The sequence below is a fragment of the Chelatococcus sp. YT9 genome (genome assembly GCF_018398315.1).
Taxonomy (GTDB): domain Bacteria; phylum Pseudomonadota; class Alphaproteobacteria; order Rhizobiales; family Beijerinckiaceae; genus Chelatococcus.
Genome location: NZ_JAHBRW010000002.1, coordinates 1,468,191 through 1,484,320, shown reverse-complemented (window position 1 = coordinate 1,484,320; position 16,130 = coordinate 1,468,191). Strand labels below are relative to the sequence as shown.

General features: G+C 61.5%; 14 protein-coding genes. 8 read left to right on the top strand and 6 right to left on the bottom strand.

Going from position 1 to position 16,130, the window contains the following annotated elements; genetic code table 11:
- The first annotated feature begins 51 nt into the window (after window positions 1-51).
- Window positions 52-984: a GntR family transcriptional regulator gene (locus KIO76_RS26795; RefSeq protein WP_213326616.1), complete on the top strand. Its 933-nt coding sequence runs from the start codon at window positions 52-54 to the stop codon at window positions 982-984.
- 18 nt (window positions 985-1,002) lie between these two features.
- Here KIO76_RS26795 and KIO76_RS26790 read toward each other — a convergent pair whose 3' ends face one another.
- Genes KIO76_RS26790 through KIO76_RS26775 form a run of 4 tightly spaced genes read right to left on the bottom strand, consistent with a single transcriptional unit; the run spans window position 1,003 to window position 5,226 of the window.
- Window positions 1,003-1,839, bottom strand: coding sequence for a carbohydrate ABC transporter permease (locus KIO76_RS26790; protein ID WP_213326615.1), 837 nt, complete (start codon window positions 1,837-1,839; stop codon window positions 1,003-1,005).
- On the bottom strand, window positions 1,836-2,786 hold the full coding sequence (locus KIO76_RS26785; protein WP_213326614.1) for a carbohydrate ABC transporter permease: 951 nt from the start codon (window positions 2,784-2,786) through the stop codon (window positions 1,836-1,838). Before KIO76_RS26785 ends, KIO76_RS26790 begins: the two co-directional genes overlap by 4 nt.
- On the bottom strand, window positions 2,783-4,066 hold the full coding sequence (locus KIO76_RS26780) for an ABC transporter substrate-binding protein (RefSeq protein ID WP_213326613.1): 1,284 nt from the start codon (window positions 4,064-4,066) through the stop codon (window positions 2,783-2,785). Before KIO76_RS26780 ends, KIO76_RS26785 begins: the two co-directional genes overlap by 4 nt.
- A gap of 26 nt (window positions 4,067-4,092) precedes the next feature.
- A complete protein-coding gene (locus tag KIO76_RS26775) occupies window positions 4,093-5,226 on the bottom strand; it encodes a mandelate racemase/muconate lactonizing enzyme family protein (protein ID WP_213326612.1) in 1,134 nt (377 codons plus the stop codon).
- Window positions 5,227-5,475: 249 nt separating this feature from the next.
- Here KIO76_RS26775 and KIO76_RS26770 point away from each other — a divergent pair, with 249 nt between their 5' ends.
- Together KIO76_RS26770 and KIO76_RS26765 are read left to right on the top strand one after the other, a co-directional pair.
- Window positions 5,476-6,516 carry a LacI family DNA-binding transcriptional regulator gene (locus KIO76_RS26770; RefSeq protein ID WP_249730178.1) on the top strand — a complete coding sequence of 347 codons (1,041 nt, stop codon included), beginning with the start codon at window positions 5,476-5,478 and terminating at the stop codon, window positions 6,514-6,516.
- Between the two features lie 110 nt (window positions 6,517-6,626).
- Window positions 6,627-7,523 (top strand): aldose 1-epimerase family protein, encoded by an 897-nt coding sequence (locus KIO76_RS26765; RefSeq protein WP_213326610.1) that lies wholly within the window; start codon window positions 6,627-6,629, stop codon window positions 7,521-7,523.
- 246 nt (window positions 7,524-7,769) lie between these two features.
- Here the strand turns inward: KIO76_RS26765 and KIO76_RS26760 are convergent, their stop codons facing one another.
- Window positions 7,770-8,327, bottom strand: a complete 558-nt coding sequence (locus KIO76_RS26760) for an NAD(P)H-dependent oxidoreductase (RefSeq protein ID WP_213326609.1) — start codon at window positions 8,325-8,327, stop codon at window positions 7,770-7,772.
- A 117-nt stretch (window positions 8,328-8,444) separates the two neighbouring features.
- Between KIO76_RS26760 and KIO76_RS26755 the strand changes: the two genes are divergently transcribed.
- From KIO76_RS26755 to KIO76_RS26735, 5 genes are all read left to right on the top strand, one after another.
- Window positions 8,445-9,347: a LysR family transcriptional regulator gene (locus KIO76_RS26755; protein WP_213326608.1), complete on the top strand. Its 903-nt coding sequence runs from the start codon at window positions 8,445-8,447 to the stop codon at window positions 9,345-9,347.
- A 78-nt stretch (window positions 9,348-9,425) separates the two neighbouring features.
- Complete coding sequence (locus KIO76_RS26750; protein ID WP_213326607.1) at window positions 9,426-9,839, top strand: Hsp20/alpha crystallin family protein; 414 nt, start codon at window positions 9,426-9,428, stop codon at window positions 9,837-9,839.
- Between the two features lie 13 nt (window positions 9,840-9,852).
- The gene (gene lon / locus KIO76_RS26745; protein ID WP_249730055.1) at window positions 9,853-12,276 is read left to right on the top strand and encodes an endopeptidase La; all 2,424 of its coding nucleotides are present in this window, start codon (window positions 9,853-9,855) and stop codon (window positions 12,274-12,276) included.
- A 288-nt stretch (window positions 12,277-12,564) separates the two neighbouring features.
- Window positions 12,565-13,491, top strand: a complete 927-nt coding sequence (locus KIO76_RS26740; RefSeq protein ID WP_213326606.1) for an ABC transporter ATP-binding protein — start codon at window positions 12,565-12,567, stop codon at window positions 13,489-13,491.
- Window positions 13,488-14,249, top strand: coding sequence for an ABC transporter permease (locus KIO76_RS26735; RefSeq protein ID WP_213326605.1), 762 nt, complete (start codon window positions 13,488-13,490; stop codon window positions 14,247-14,249). The genes KIO76_RS26740 and KIO76_RS26735 overlap by 4 nt, the downstream gene beginning before the upstream one ends.
- Before the next feature lie 131 nt (window positions 14,250-14,380).
- Here KIO76_RS26735 and KIO76_RS26730 read toward each other — a convergent pair whose 3' ends face one another.
- Entirely contained in the window at window positions 14,381-15,883 is a 1,503-nt protein-coding gene (locus KIO76_RS26730) for a sensor domain-containing diguanylate cyclase (protein ID WP_213327126.1), read from the bottom strand.
- Window positions 15,884-16,130 lie beyond the last annotated feature (247 nt).

Below are 16,130 nucleotides of genomic sequence, written 5' to 3'. Positions count from 1 at the left end.
CATCTCGTAGGCTTACGCTTTTTGGCGTGCTATAGAGGTTGGGCGACGGGAGTGGCGGCTGAGGCCAGCCGCCGTTTCGCGTCGCTCGAAGCAACGGAAGTAAGGGCAGCCCTTTTGAGAGACCTGTGGATTGATTCACCGGACGCAGCCACATCCCCGCTCCCCATCTACTGGCGGGTTTATCAGGTGCTGCGCGAGGAGATTTGCGAAGGCCTCTATCCGCACAAGGAGCTGATGCCGAGCGAGTCCGCGCTGGCGGACCGCTTCGCGACATCCCGGATCACGGTCCGCAAGGCATTGGAGCTCCTCAAGAGCGAGGGCTATATCAAGACGCGGCAAGGGGTCGGCACGTTCACCAAGGCGAAGCTGCCGCCGGGCAGCCAGCCCCGCAGCTTCACGATGAACCTATCCGAAATGTGGCGGGAGACAACGACGACGCTGCTCGATTTCGGCTTCGTCAGCGCGCCACCGAATGTCGCCGGCCTGCTTGAGGTCGTACCCGGCGCCACCGTGCACAAGGCCATCCGCTTCCGGGCCTACAAGCGTCGACCCGTCGGATTGCTGACCACCTATATTCACGAGCGCGTTGCGAAGGACTTCACGCGCGAGAGCTTCCTCAGCGCCCCGCTCATCACCCTGTTTTCGCAGGCTGGCTTTCCATCCGCCACGGCGCGTCAGCGCATCAACGCACGATCAGCCGATCCGTTCGCCGCCAAGCACCTCGGCGTTGAGATGGGCGCACCCCTGCTCTGCATGATGCGTGTCTCGCGCGATGCCTCAGGCCAGCCGATCTCCTATCTCCAGGCGCTTTTTCGTCCGGATCGCTACGAAATTGAGTTCGATCTCGAAATCGACGGACCGGCACAGAAGGCGGTGTGGCGCCTAAGCAATGGCGCGGAGAGCGACAGTATGCCGAAGAAAAGCGTGCCCTTCGAAATCGACACGGCCCCCTCGGGCAAGCCTGAGGGAGCCTCCGATCCATGAGGCATGTGCGTAAATGGATTAGGCCTTGACCGCGCCCGCGGTAATCGCGCTGACGAGGTGCCGGTTGAGGAAACCGTAAAGGATCATCACCGGCAGCGCCGCGATGACCGAAGCGGCCATCAGTTCGTTCCATTGCACCCGGTATTCGCCGACGAGATTGGCGATGCCCACCGACACCACGAACATATTGGCGTCCGTCGTCAGCACAAGCGCCCAGACGTAAGAATTCCAGGCGATGATGAAGGTGAACAGCGCGACGGCGACGAGACCGGGGCGTGCCAGAGGCAGAATAACCTTGAAGAAGGTCTGCAGGCGTGATGCGCCATCGATGATGGCCGCTTCGTCGATGTCGCGCGGAATGGTGCGGAAGAAGCCAATCAGCATCCAGACCGAAAACGGCAATGCAAAGGAAGAATAAGCGAGGATCAGTGCAAGATAGGTATCGACCAGACCGAGTGACGCCATGATCTGGAAATAAGGGATGATCAGGAGCGTTTCCGGCAGCATCTTTGTGAACAGCAGGAAAAGCACGAATGCGGCGGCCCCGCGCACGAAGAAGCGCGTGAAGCCATAGGCCGCGAGTGCAGACAGCACCACGGACAACGCCGTCGCGCCGACCGATACAACTAGGCTGTTCAGCAGATAGCGGCCAATGGGCCTTGTCTCGAAGACCACGCGATAAGCCTCGAACGACCAGTTCGACGAGAAGAACGTCGGTGGCGACTGGAAGACCTCCGGTCCGGGCTTCAGCGAAGTATTCACCATCCAGTAGAACGGAAAAAGTGTCACCGCCAGGGCCGCCAGGATGAGCACCCACCGCAGAATGTCGGCGGGTGTCAGGTCAACACGGTTCATCGTGAACCCTCCTGCGCATGGGTGCGTGTAAGGCCGACGTAGAGCACGGAGAAGGCGAGGACGAGAATGAGCAACAGCACACCGATAGCCGCGGCTTCGCCGAAGTGATTGGCGCGGAAGGCGGTGTTATATAGCAATGCTGGCAGGACCTCGGTTGCCCCCACAGGACCACCGCCCGTCATCACCGCGATGATATCGAACATGCGGATTGTATTGATGATGTCGAGCGTCGACGCGACCACGATGAAATACTTCAGGTTTGGCAGTGTTATGTAGCGGAACTGCTGCAACGGTGATGCACCATCGATGCTCGCTGCCTCGTATTGCTCCACCGGAATGGTCTGTAACCCGGCCAGCAGGAGGAGCATAACGAAAGGCACACCCCGCCAGACATCCACTGCCACGATGGAGCCGAAGGCCAGCGAGGGTTCACCGAGCCAGGCCTTGTAGCTGTCGATCAGCCCCACGGCCGAAAACAGATAATTCACGACACCGAATTGCGGCTCCAGCAGCCAGAGCCAGATCGTTGAGCCGATCGCCGGCGCCACCATCCATGGTGTAAGGAAGGCAACGCGCAGCACAGCGCGCGCATGGGCGACCCGATTGAGCAGCATCGCGAGCCCCAGCCCGATCGCCATGTGCATGGCCACGCAGAGAGCCGTGAAGGACAGAGAGACCCGGAGCGAATTCCAGAACGCCTCGCTCTCGAGCACCCGCACGTAGTTGTCGAAGCCGACAAACATCGTGTTCAGCCCGCGCGTGCGCTCCAGGCTGGTCCAGAACGCCTTGATGAGCGGGACTACAATCACCGCGCACAGGAAGATGAAGGCCGGCGCGATGAAGAGGTATCCGTGCCAGCGCTCGCTTTCGAGGCCGGGCCGGGCCGCGTGGCCCCGGCGGCGCCCCGGGAGCGCCGGCCGGGAGAGGCTGTCTGATACCGCCGTCATTGGTCTTTCAGCTTACGGTTGATCTTGGCATCAAGGTCCTTGAACACCGTCTCGACCGTGTCCGGCGCGAGGAGCGCCTTCTGGACGGCATCGACGATGTCGCCGGCCGCGATATCGGCCCAGATCGGCAGCGGCAGGGGATAGGGCTTTGCGTTCTCGCCGATCTTCAGGAAGGTCAGGAGCATTGGATCGCTCTTGATCTCAGGTTCATTGGCGAGATCGCTGCGAATAGGCATCCAGTTCGCGATTTTGGCGCGCTTGATCGACCATTTCGCGTCGGCCTCGAACTTGATGAACTTCCAGGCCGCGTCCGGGTTCGGGCAATCGGCCGCAACGCTCGTCGATGTCACGGTCTTGAGCGTTGGTGCGTTCGGGACCTGATGCGGCGCGGGCGCGACGATGAGCTTGCCCTTCAGTGCAGGATTGTCTTCCTCGGCCTTGGCGATCGCCCAGTTGGCATTGCGCATCGTGGCGATCTTGTTCTGTGCGAACATGACTGTCTGCTCGAGATAGTTCGTCGTGGTCGGCGCCGGCGCGGCGAGCCCCTCACGCGCGAGCCCGAGATAGGCCTTGATCGCCTCGAGGCTCTTCGGGTTCTTGGCGAAGGTCGCCTCGGTCATGTCGGCGTTGAAGACCTCGCCGCCATTTGAGTAGATCCAGCTCAGCAACACACGTGTCGTGGTGTCGGTCTTGCCGCCAAGAATGGCCGTCGCCCATTGACCATCCTTAGTCAGGGCCTTCGCCCAGGTCATATAGTCGGCCCAGCTCACCGGCGGCTTCGCAGGATCAAGACCGGCGGCCTTGACGAGATCCTCATTGTAGATTTCCGCATAGATGCCGCCCCAGATCGGCACGCCGTATAGCTTGCCCTGCCAGCGTGCGGCCTTCATGACCTCGTCGCTCCAGGCCTTGCGCCAAGCCTCCGGCTCTCCGTCCCAGTACTTGTCGAGCGGCATCAGATAGCCGTTGTAGGCGGCGGTGGTCAGATCGACCGAGACGAGGCAGGGTGCGCGACGCGCCTGCGAGGCGGTCACGAATTTCGTCCAATGATCCTTGCGCGCGACGAGAACGGGTTCAATCTTGATGCCGGGATTAGCCGCCTCGAAGGCGACGACCATCTCTTTCCAGACGGGCTCGAACTGCTTCTCCGTCAGATTGGCAGTCTGCCATTGCAGCACGATCGGCTTGTCCGCCGTCTGCGCGATGGCGCCGGTGGCTGAAAGGCACGCAAGCCCACCCGCGATCCCCGACAAAAGTTTTAAGCGCAGCGATTTCAACATAGCTCTCCTCCCTCAATTCTCGATTATTAGCGGAATAATGAACCCGGGCGCTCGCCGCGCGGCTGGGGCGTGAAGGCATGGTCTTTGAGCGCCTCGAGATCCGGCTCGAGGCCGAGCCCCGGCCCCTCGGGCAAGATGAAATGGCCGTCTTCGAACTGGATCGCGGGACGGCTGACGGCGTCGCGAATGGCGCGTTGCGGCTCCATCTGCTCAAGGATGTAAAAATTCGGAATGCTGGCCGCGAGATGCATGGAGGCAACCGTGCAGATCGGCCCACCCGGATTATGCGGCGCGACCGGCACATAATAGGTATCCGCCATCGCCGCTATGCGCCGCAACTCGGTGAACCCGCCGCCATGCATGATATCCGGCTGAACGATCTTGCAGCCGCCCTCCTCCAGCAGTTCGCGGAATTCATAGCGTGACAGCAGACGCTCGCCCGTGGCGATCGGTGTGCGAATATCGCGCTGAAGACGCGCCATCACCTTCGCGTTCTCAAACGGGATGGGCTCCTCGAACCAGCCGGGCCTGTAAGGCGACAGGGCCTCGTCAAGCATCACCGCCGTGCGCGGCGACAGGAATTCGCTGCATTCATGGAAGATGTCGACATCCGGTCCCGCGCCCTCGCGCGCCGCCGCCATCATCTCGCGGGCGAGTCGCAGCTCGCGCGCTTCGTTCGCCCGCAAGCCGTCATAGCTGATCAGGCAGCATTTGAAGCCGGTGAAGCCACGACGCACTGCTTCCCGCGCGCCGTCAAACGCGGCTTCGGGCGTGCGCACGCCAGACAACCAGTGGCTCGCATAGACACGCAGGCGCTTGCGGTGAGCGCCGCCGAGGAGGCGATACACGGGGACGCCGAGCCGCTTGCCCTCAAGGTCCCACAGCGCGATATCGATCCCGCTCAGGGCGCTCGTGAGGGTGGCCCCGCCCCGCCAGCGCCAGGCATTGTAGAGGCGATGCCAATGCTGCTCCGGCCCCCCGGGATCCTGGCCTATGAGATGGGGGGCCATCTCCCGAATGGCCGTTTCCACGGATTCGATCGGTCCATGGAGGGAAGCCTCGCCCCAGCCCGTGAGGCCTTCATCCGTCGTGATGCGGACGAACAGCCAATTGCACCAGTCGACCCAGAATTTGAACGTTTCAACTCCCGTGACTTTCATGTGGCGATGGTCTTCCCGGTTTGCGCGGCTTGTGATTGAAACGTTCCAAAGATAGATTGAAATCGTGGTGCTCTTCAAGCGAAATCCATCACGGCAGCTCTAGACCCCGTGGATCCTTTGGAGGAGCCGATGGAGGAACAGTGAACGACCAGAGTTTCCCCCCAATCGCGCCCGCGCCGGAAAAACGTGGATGGTCGGGCTCGGTCCGTCTATTCTTCGCGACCTGTTTGGGGGCCGTTCGTGAACATAATGCGTAAGCCGACCATGCATGATGTCGCGCGCCGCGCGGGGGTGTCGACGGGCACGGTATCCAATGTGCTGAATGATCCGCAGGTCGTCAGCGCGGACAAGCGTGAGCGGGTGCTGGCGGCCATCGCCCATCTCGGCTATCTGCGCAACAGCTTGGCCCAGAACCTGAAGAGTCAGAGTTCCCGCGTCATCGGGCTGTGCGTGCCCCATGCGGCAAGCGCCTATTTCACGAGCTTGATCGATGCCCTGGAGGACATCGCCTACACGCGCGGCTATGAGATGGTCCAGATCCTCAGCCGGCACGATCCGGAGATGGAATACCGACGCGTCGAAACGCTGCTCGCCCACCGCATCGCCGGTCTGATCATCGTTCCAAGCCAGTCGCCGCAGCGTACTTTCGACCTGCTCGACCGCTCACGTGTTCCGGCGATCATGGTGGACCGCCTCTGGCCGGACGACCGCTTCGACTATGTGACGATGAACAACAGCGAAGCCATGAGAGCGACCGTCGCCGGCCTCATCGCCCGAGGACATCGCCATATCCTCTACACAGCACGCTATCCGGACCTCGTCACAACACAGCAGCGCATCGCCGCCTTCGAGGCCGCTGGGCAAGCCGCCGTGGAAGCGACGCGCACCACAGTTCTCGTCAGCGGGGAGGATGAGATCGCGTTCGGACCCCGGCTCGCCGCCGCTCTGCACGCCCCTGCCCCACCGACAGCCGTCATCGCCAGCAACAGCGTGATCACGCTCTGGGTGCTCCGCGCGTTCAGGGATGCGGGAATTACCTGCCCTGATGATGTGTCGCTGGTCGCCTTCGACGAGCCGGTCTGGGCTGATGTCATGACGCCGCCCCTGTCCATCATCCGGCATCCGAGCACCGCAATCGCGGAGACCACCTGGGAACTCCTGATGGAGCGGCTGGAGGACAGCCGCAACATGCAGGTCTCGCCAAAGCCTCGGCGCCATGTCCAGCTTCCCGCGACGCTTGAATTCCGAGGCTCCGTGGGAGCGCCGCGCGCAGCAGCGTCCCAAGATTGATGTCCCTTACGGGCCTGGAATGCCACAGCAGGTCTCGACGACTATCGCTCTTTGCGTATTAGATTGGGCGCCCCGGAACGGCCGGGCAGCGACGTACCCCACTGGACCCCATGCCCCCATCGACCGAGACCCGAACCCCACCACTCGTGCACATTGCAAGCCATGGCTATCGCGCCAGCATCAATCCCGCGGGCGCCGAGCTGATGAGCCTTGATCATGACGGCCGGCCGCTCCTATGGCCCGGTGACGCCAACAGCTGGGCCGAGCGCGCGCCGGTGCTGTTTCCGACTATCGGCCTCGTCACCAACGGCGAAATCCGTGTGGACGGACGCACCTATCCGATGCCTCCGCACGGCTTCGCCAAACGCTCACTCTTTACAGTCACCGCGAGCGAACCTGATCGTTGTACCCTGACGCTTGAAGCAACCGCCGCCACGCGCGAGCACTATCCTTTCGCGTTTCGTCTGCAGCTCGACTACAGCCTCGGCGCGGAGGGCCTGCGCATCGCCGCGACAATCACCAATCCAGGGCGTGAGGCGCTGCCGGCAAGCTTCGGTTTTCATCCTGGTTTTCGCTGGCCGCTGGAAGCCGGGGTGCAGAAGGACTCCTATACCGTGCGTTTTGCGGACGACCGACGTCTGGCAACCAAACGGCCAGTCCAAGGCTTCTTCACGGATGAAAGCACGGTTATCGATGTGCCGGACGGCCATCTTGCCCTCCAGGACGATCTTTTCGCGGGCGGCGGTCTCTTCGTTGTCGCGCCGGAGAGCTCCGAAGTTCGATTTGGCTCCCCCGCTGGTAAGATCGCGCTGAGGATCGCTTACAAGAATTGTCCCGACGTCATGTTGTGGATGAAGCCGGGAGCGGGTTTCCTCTGCATCGAACCTTGGCACGGGCGCCCGGACCCAGCTGGCTTTGCCGACGATTTCAAACGCAAGCCGGGCCTCGCGACCATTCCCCCCGGCGCATCCACCGTTGTCACGATGACGGTTGGCGTTGACGAATAGGTCTTGAGTCACCCGATCACGATGAGGCGGCCCGCACCACGACCACCCGGGCCGACCGACGTTCGGTCCAACGGTGATGGCGGGGGTGCCCAGGCCATCCTGATTGGGAAGATGCCCCACAGGGATCAGGAGAACTCCGCGATGCCACGTTCCTGACCAATGACCGAAATCGCGGGTTGGCCTGATTTCCGGGACAAGCCCGCGTGGTGACAATGGTAAGCCACCGTTCTTGAATGCCGATTGATCCTAGGCTGCCGTCGCGATCCATGTCCGCAAACGGGTAGCGTAGTCCGCAGCTGCCTCCGCCAACGCGGTGGTCGGCAGCGTGTTCGCCTCATACAGCAAAAACGGGTCCGCCCAGGCGAGACCGCATCGGTGGGCCGTGACACGCAGGGGAGAAAGCAGCGCCTCCAGCGGGCAGAGATTGGAACCAGTCTCGGCGTAGGTGCTCGCCTTGTTCCCCGCGGTCGCCGCAACCAGCAAAGGGCGGCCTTCCAGAAGCCGTCCTTCGTTTTGGTAGTTCATGTAGAACATCCGGGTGAGCACGACATCCTGCCAAGCCTTGAGGAGCGGCGGGGTTGAATACCACTGGATGGGGAATTGCAGCACGATCCGCTGGGCGCCAAGCAAGCGCTCGACCTCGGCATCGGTGTCAATGCGGCCATCCGGATAATCGGCTCTGACATCGGCGACGGTTACACCTTCGAGCGCAGCCGCCGCATGGGACAGGGCCTTGTTGGCACGCGATCTGTTCACATCGGGATGAAACATCAGGACAAGGGTCTTGGCATGGCGCTGAGACATGGGCGGCCTCCTCAGTAAGCAACATCGGGAGCGGGCGAGCGATGCTCGATCAGAGGAGGATGCGACGCGCCTGATAATTTATCCAATCGATATCAGCTATAGGATACTATCCATCGCATGAATTTACGGGGAATCGATCTCAACCTGCTCGTGGTGCTCGACGCCCTGCTCGACGAGGCTCATGTCTCCCGTGCGGCACACCGTCTGGGGCTGTCGCAACCCGCAACGTCGAGCGCGCTTGAGCGCTGCAGGCAAATGTTTGGCGATCCGCTGCTCGAACGCGCGCGTGGTGGTATGCGGCGCTCGCCGCGCGCCGAGGCTCTGCGCACAAGTCTGAAGGCCTTGCTGGCGGATGCTGCGGAACTCATCGACCCGCCTCCCCCGAATATCCGGGAGATCCGCCGCGCTGTGCGCATCGTCATGGCGGATTATCCGGCCGTCATCGTCGTGGGCCCTCTGCATGCTCATCTTGCGCGATCAGCGCCCGGCATAGATCTCGTCATCCAGCCCTGGCAGGGCGCGGACGCGGCTCTCGACGGCCTTGCCAAGGGCACCATTGACCTTGCAGCCTCCGTCTTCCCGCGCGCAGATCCGTCGTTCCAGCGCAAGGACATTTTGCAGGAACATTACCGTGTCCTCATGCGCCGGGATCATCCGGCGGCCGCCGATTTCACGCTGGAGCGATGGCTTGCCTTCCCGCATGTGCTGGTCTCCGCACGCGGCGAGATGCGGGGAGCCCTCGACGACAGCCTGGCGAGGATCGGTCGAAGCCGGCGGGTTGGCATCGTTGTGCCAAGCTTCACCATGGTGCCGCCCCTGGTGGACGGCGCCGATCTCATCGCCATGTTGCCCAGCCGGTGCCTGCCGACGGATAACGGGGAGCGTTTCGCCGTTTTCGATCCTCCGATCCTGATCCCCGGTTTTCCGCTGCATCTTGCCTGGCATGTGCGCCGAAGCACCGATATTGCGGTGCAACACGTCGCCCGGGTGATGACCGACCTGCTGAAGGCAATGGCGTGACTGTTATTGGCAATTGGCAGAAGGCGTGATCGCACCTTATCTATGGGCGTGGCGAAGAAGTCTTGCGGAGACCGAGTAATGAAGAACCGGGACCTGAAGGCCTGGATGTGGTCCGATGCGGTCGAAATGCTGGCGCGGGCCGAGCGGATGCATCGGGATCTGTTTCGCCCCGCCGCCGGTGCTGGGCGGATGACAACGCCCCAGTGGGAACCGCCTGTCGACGTACTTGAGACTGACCATGAGCTGCGGGTGTTGGCTGCTTTGCCAGGCGTCGATCCCGATCATATCCAGGTCTCCATCGCCAACGGGGTCCTCATCATCGCGGGAGAACGTGTCCTCCCGCCTGAACTGAGAACGGCGACCATTCATCGCCTCGAGCTGCCTCAAGGCCGGTTCGAACGGCAACTTCAGTTACCAACAGGCCGTTATGAGGTCGGCAGGCCGTCCGTGATCAACGGTTGCCTCCTTGTCGTCCTGCGTAAGCTTGTCTGATCAGGGCCCCGCCATGATGCTCAAGAACCTGCCCCTTTTTGCCGCCGACGCTGGCGGTGCCCCCGGCACCGACACAGCCACAGCCCAGCGCCCGAGCGAACTTCCGCCGGACGCGCTCGTGATCGTGCCCGTTCGCAATTTTGTTCTGTTCCCAGGGGTCGTCATGCCCATCGTCGTGGGCAGACCAACATCCGTTGCAGCCGCCCAGCAAGCCGTACGGGAAGGGCGTCAGATCGGCGTTTTGATGCAGCGCGATCCAGAGGCCGAGCCGTCTCCGCTCGGCCTTCACCGCATGGGCGTGGTCGCCAATATTCTGCGCTTCGTGACTGCGCCGGACGGCTCGCATCATCTGATCTGCCAAGGCGACGGCCGCTTCTATGTGGAGGAGTTCATCAAGGAGACGCCGTACCTCGCAGCCCGTGTCCGTCGCATCGAGGAACCCGACGGCAACAGCTCTGACATTGAGGCGCGTTTCCTGCATTTGCAGGGGCAGGCGACGGAAGCCCTCCAGCTCCTGCCGCAGGCGCCGCAGGAATTGCTGGCAGCCGTGCAAGGGGCCACATCGGCCTCCGCGCTCACTGACCTCATCGCGGCTTACATCGACATCTCGCCAAACGACAAGCAGGACATCCTCGAGACCGTCGACCTCCATGCCCGCATGGAGAAGGTTGCAAAAGTCCTCGCCAAGCGCATCGAAGTGCTGCGCCTCTCCCAGGAAATCGGCCGTCAGACCAAGGCCTCGCTCGACGAGCGCCAACGTGAGGTTCTGCTGCGCGAGCAGATGGCGGCTATCCAGCGTGAACTCGGCGAGGGTGATGGCAAAGCGCAGGAGGTGGCCGAGCTTACAGAGGCGATTACCAAGGCCAAGATGCCGCCGGATGTCGACCAGGCGGCGCGTAAGGAATTGCGCCGGCTGGAGCGCATGCCGGATGCCTCTGCTGAATACGGCATGATCCGCACCTACCTCGATTGGCTGATCGAGCTGCCGTGGGCCTTGCCCGAGGAAAAGCCGATCGACATTGCGCAGGCGCGGCGAATCCTCGACGAGGATCATTTCGGCCTCGATAAAATCAAGACGCGAATCGTCGAATATCTCGCGGTACGCAAGCTCGCGCCGCAGGGCAAAGCGCCGATCCTCTGCTTCGCGGGACCACCCGGCGTCGGCAAGACCTCCCTCGGTCAGTCGATCGCACGGGCGATGGGACGCCAGTTCGGACGTGTCAGCCTCGGCGGTGTTCACGACGAGGCGGAGATCCGCGGCCATCGTCGGACCTATGTCGGCGCCCTGCCTGGCAACATCATCCAGGCAATCCGCAAGGCGGGTTCACGCGATTGCGTGCTGATGCTTGACGAGATCGACAAGATGGGCAGCGGCGTGCATGGCGACCCTTTCGCGGCCATGCTGGAGGTGCTCGACCCTGAGCAAAACAACAGCTTCCGCGACAACTATCTTGGCGTGCCGTTCGATCTGTCGCGCGTTGTGTTCATCGCTACCGCCAATATGCTCGACACGATCCCAGGCCCCTTGCGCGACCGTATGGAGATCATCACCCTCTCTGGCTATACAGACAGCGAAAAGCTGGAGATCGCGAAGCGTTATCTCGTCCGCCGACAGTTGGAAGCCAACGGTCTCAAGCCTGAGCAGGTTGATATCGACGACGCCGCTCTCATGGCCATCATCCGCAATTACACGCGCGAGTCAGGCGTGCGTAACCTCGAGCGTGAGGTTGGCAGGGCGCTCCGGCATATCGCCGTCGGCATCGCCGAGGGTAACGCTGGCCATACGCATATCGGTCTTGATCAGCTCGATGACCTGCTCGGCCCGCCGCGTTTCGAAGACGAGGTCGCGATGCGGGTGAGTGTGCCTGGCGTCGCGACAGGCCTTGCCTGGACACCCGTCGGCGGCGACATCCTCTTCATCGAGGCCACACGCACGCCCGGTGGCGGGCGGCTGATCCTCACCGGCCAGCTGGGCGAGGTGATGCGCGAAAGCGCCCAGGCCGCGCTCAGCCTCGTGAAGAGCAAGGCCAAGGATGTCGGTATCGATCCCACGCTCTTTGAGCGCAACGACATCCATATCCACGTTCCGGCAGGCGCGACGCCCAAGGACGGGCCGAGCGCGGGCGTCGCGATGTTCACGGCGCTCGTCTCCGCCTTGACAGGGCGTACCGTACGCAGCGACACGGCCATGACGGGTGAGATCAGTCTGCGTGGCCTTGTCCTGCCCGTCGGCGGCATCAAGGAAAAGGTGGTGGCCGCAGCACGCGCAGGGCTGACTCGCGTCCTCCTGCCCGCCCGCAACCGCCGAGATTTTGAGGACATTCCGGAAGATGCGCGCAAGCGTCTCGAATTCGTGTGGCTGGAGCGTGTGGATGACGCGATAGCTGAAGCTCTGGACCCTGCAGCGGAAGTGAAGGACGCCGCTCCCGCGAAATAGAGCCCCCCAAATACTGACGGGCCGATCACCCGCCCGTAGGCGGGTGATCGTCGCCCGGAGGTTCGAATAGGCGAGAGAGAGGAACACGTGCTGTGGCGCACAGCGCGACATGAAATGAGCCTATTTTACCAAATTAGACGTAAAATCTGACCATTAGCGGCTGGCGCCGAAGAGACTTGGCGCGTAGGGTCCGGCTCCCGATTTTACTGCGCTCGAATCAACGCCGTGCGGGGCTGTGCCCTGCCCTCCTCAGGCGAAGTTCAAGCCTCACCGCTCCAAAGCCCCACGATGCAACCCATCATTTCCATCTCCCAACTGTCCAAGGTCTATGCCTCGGGCTTCCAAGCCCTCAAGGGCATAGACCTCACCATCAACAAGGGCGAGATCTTCGCCCTGCTCGGTCCCAACGGCGCCGGCAAGACGACGCTGATCAGCATCATCTGCGGAATCGTCAGTCCCAGTGAGGGCACCATCCTCGCTGATGGCCACGATATCACCGTGGAATACCGTGCTGCCCGCTCCAAGATCGGTCTCGTTCCACAGGAATTGACCACGGACGCCTTCGAGACGGTATGGGCAACTGTGAGCTTCAGCCGCGGGCTCTTCGGCAAGCCGTCCAACCCCGCCTATGTCGAGAAGATTCTGCGCGACCTCTCCTTATGGGATAAGCGCAACAGCCCAATCCGGACATTGTCCGGCGGCATGAAGCGTCGTGTGATGATCGCCAAGGCGCTATCGCATGAACCGCAGATCCTCTTCCTCGATGAACCAACCGCCGGCGTCGATGTCGAACTCCGCCGCGACATGTGGGATGTGGTACGGACGCTCCGGGACAACGGCGTCACCATCATCCTCACCACCCACTATATCGAAGAAGCGGAGGAGATGGCCGATCGTATTGGCGTCATCGATAAGGGCCGTATCATTCTAGTTGAAGACAAGCACGAGTTGATGCGCAAGCTCGGTCAGAAAAGATTGACGATCCTGCTGCAGAAGAAGCTTGATCATATTCCGGCCGCCCTTGAGATTTATGGCCTTGAGCTCGCGGCGGATGGCCACGAGCTTGTCTACACCTATGATACTCAAGGCGAGCGCACCGGTATAACCGATCTGCTGGGCGCTCTCCGGCAAGCGGATGTAACCTTCAAGGATCTTCAGACGACTCAAAGCTCTCTCGAAGAGATCTTCGTCAGTCTCGTGAGGAACGGCGCATGAACTACTATGCGATTGGTTCAATCTATAAGTTCGAAATGGCGCGCGCCTGGCGGACTCTGCTGCAAAGCATCATCGCTCCGGTGATCTCGACATCGCTCTATTTCATCGTCTTCGGTGCCGCCATCGGTAGCCACATGCGGGAAATCGATGGCGTGAGCTATGGCGCCTTTATCGTGCCGGGCCTCATCATGCTCTCGCTGCTCACGCAGAGCGTCTCGAACGCCTCCTTCGCGATCTATTTCCCAAAGTTCACCGGAACCATCTACGAGCTTCTGTCTGCGCCGGTCTCACCGCTGGAAATCGTTATCAGCTATGTCGGCGCAGCCGCCACCAAATCCGTCATTCTCGGGTTGATCATTCTCGCGACGGCCTATCTTTTTGTGCCGCTCCGGGTGGAGCATCCTGTCTGGATGCTGCTGTTCCTCATTCTGACCGCCGTCACCTTCAGCCTGCTGGGCTTCATCATCGGCATCTGGGCCGATGGTTTCGAGAAGCTGCAACTCGTTCCGCTTCTCGTCGTCACACCGCTCACCTTTCTCGGCGGCAGCTTCTATTCCATCAACATGCTCCCGCCGTTCTGGCAAACAGTAGCGCTGTTCAACCCCGTCGTTTATCTCGTCAGCGGCTTCCGCTGGAGCTTCTTCGGCGTCTCAGACGTCGGCGTGGCTGTCAGCCTTGGCATGATTGTTGTCTTTCTTCTGATATGCCTTGCCACTGTCACCTGGATCTTCAAGACCGGCTATCGGCTGAAGAGCTGACGAAGCTACGGCGCCGCTTCGAGCCTCCTCAGCGCTGGTGAGGGCAGTCCGCTCCGCGCGGACTTGCTCTCCTGAAGACGAACCGGCAGGTCAACAGGCCCGGGTTGAATGTCCGCCAAGCCGGACCTGCACTAGCGCCCCGCGGTTGAGCGGCCGCGGCGACGGTCGTTCTGCACATTGGCGTAGTAGGCGCGCTTTGCCTTGAGCATCAGCATGTCCGCGCGGCTGACGACGGCCTCCAGCCTCTCATCAGCCTGGCTGGTGGCCACGCCGATCGAGAGGTTCAGCGGCAAGCCGGAATAGAACTGGTTGTTGAGATTAACGAGATTTTCAAGCTCGAGCATCACGGCTTCACCGTCCTCTTGTTCGACGCCCGGCATGAGCACAGCAAACTCATCGCCGCCGATGCGAGCCACGTGGTGGGGCTTCTCAACGAGCTTGCCAAGCACCTCGCCCGCTCGACGCAGGAGCCCGTCTCCGGCCGCATGGCCGAGTTGGTCGTTCACCCGCTTCAGGCCATTGAGATCAGCCATGATGATCGTCACCGGCCGCGGGCCGCGCCGTTCAAGCCTGTTCAACTCCTCCACGAAGAAGGAGCGGTTGTAGAGCTTGGTCAGCACATCGTGCTTGCCGAGATACTCGAGATACGCCTCCGCCTTCTTGCGTGCGCTGATGTCGGTAAGAGCAATTTGAACGAGAGACCAATCCGTCTCGTAGCCCGGCAGTACGGAGAATTGCATCAGCAGGGTTAGCTCCCGGCCGTCGAGATCGTAGTTCACCACCTCGCGCTGCTGGAAAAGCTGATTGTTCCAGAGGTCGATCAGTTGCTCCTTGAAGTGCTGCTCCATTCCATCGCGGAAGACGTCCGCCAGTCGATGCAGCAGCGTTCCCTTGTCCGGCGCACGAAACAGTTCAAGCGTGTGCTGATTGACGTCGAGGACGCGAATTTCGCTCATGCAGCGCGAAATGAATTCCGGATGGACATCGATGAAGACACGAAAGTCGACGATACCGCGCTCCCGGACCTCATCGATGAGATGTTTGATGCTTGAGAAATCCTCCACCCACAACGAGACCGGCGAGTGCTGGAACAAGCCACGGGCATATTCCTCCGCAACCAGAATGCGCCGCCGCGCCTGCTCACGTTCCGACACATCCTCGATGGAGACGAGGACACGCTCCCAGCTTGCCTCATAACCTGGGAGGATGACGCCGTTCAGCTGGATGTCGAGCCGCTTGCCGGACAGCGTATAATTGACGGTATTGCTCGCGAAGCGTGTGTTCCCCTCCCACATGGTGACCAGTTCCTCCATATGGGTCGTCAACATGTCGTCGCGGAACACCAAACCGAGGTTCTGGACAAGATGCCCAACATCTTGCGCCTCGAAAAGGGACAACGTCTTCCGATTGACCTTGACGACCCGGATTGCGCTGGAGCACTGCTTTACCCGATCGAGGTCGGCTAGGAGATGGCTCCGCAGATCGATGACGCCGGCCGCGCGCCAGTCATCAAATATGCGCCTGAGCCCACTGTAATCCTCGAGCCACAGCGACACGGGCGCGAGCTCGAACATCTGGCTGTCGTCGTTCTCCGCGCCTGGAGCGCCAGCATACAGGGCTTCAGGTTGGTGCATCGGATACCATACCCTGGTCACGGCAGCCCCCTACAAGGCTACCCACGCAAATACTGATAAGACTCGCTCCCTTGTGCCAGCAAGCTCCATCGCTCGGCAAGCCTTCGTTAACCATATTTTTCCGCAACCCGCTCCGTCCGGCTGTTACGACTGCGGAAGGTCAGAAGAGAGCGCACTGATATTTGTCAAAAAATCCCCCGAAATTGGAAGGTTGAGCATGTGATGAGCAGGAGTGGAGCGTTAAACT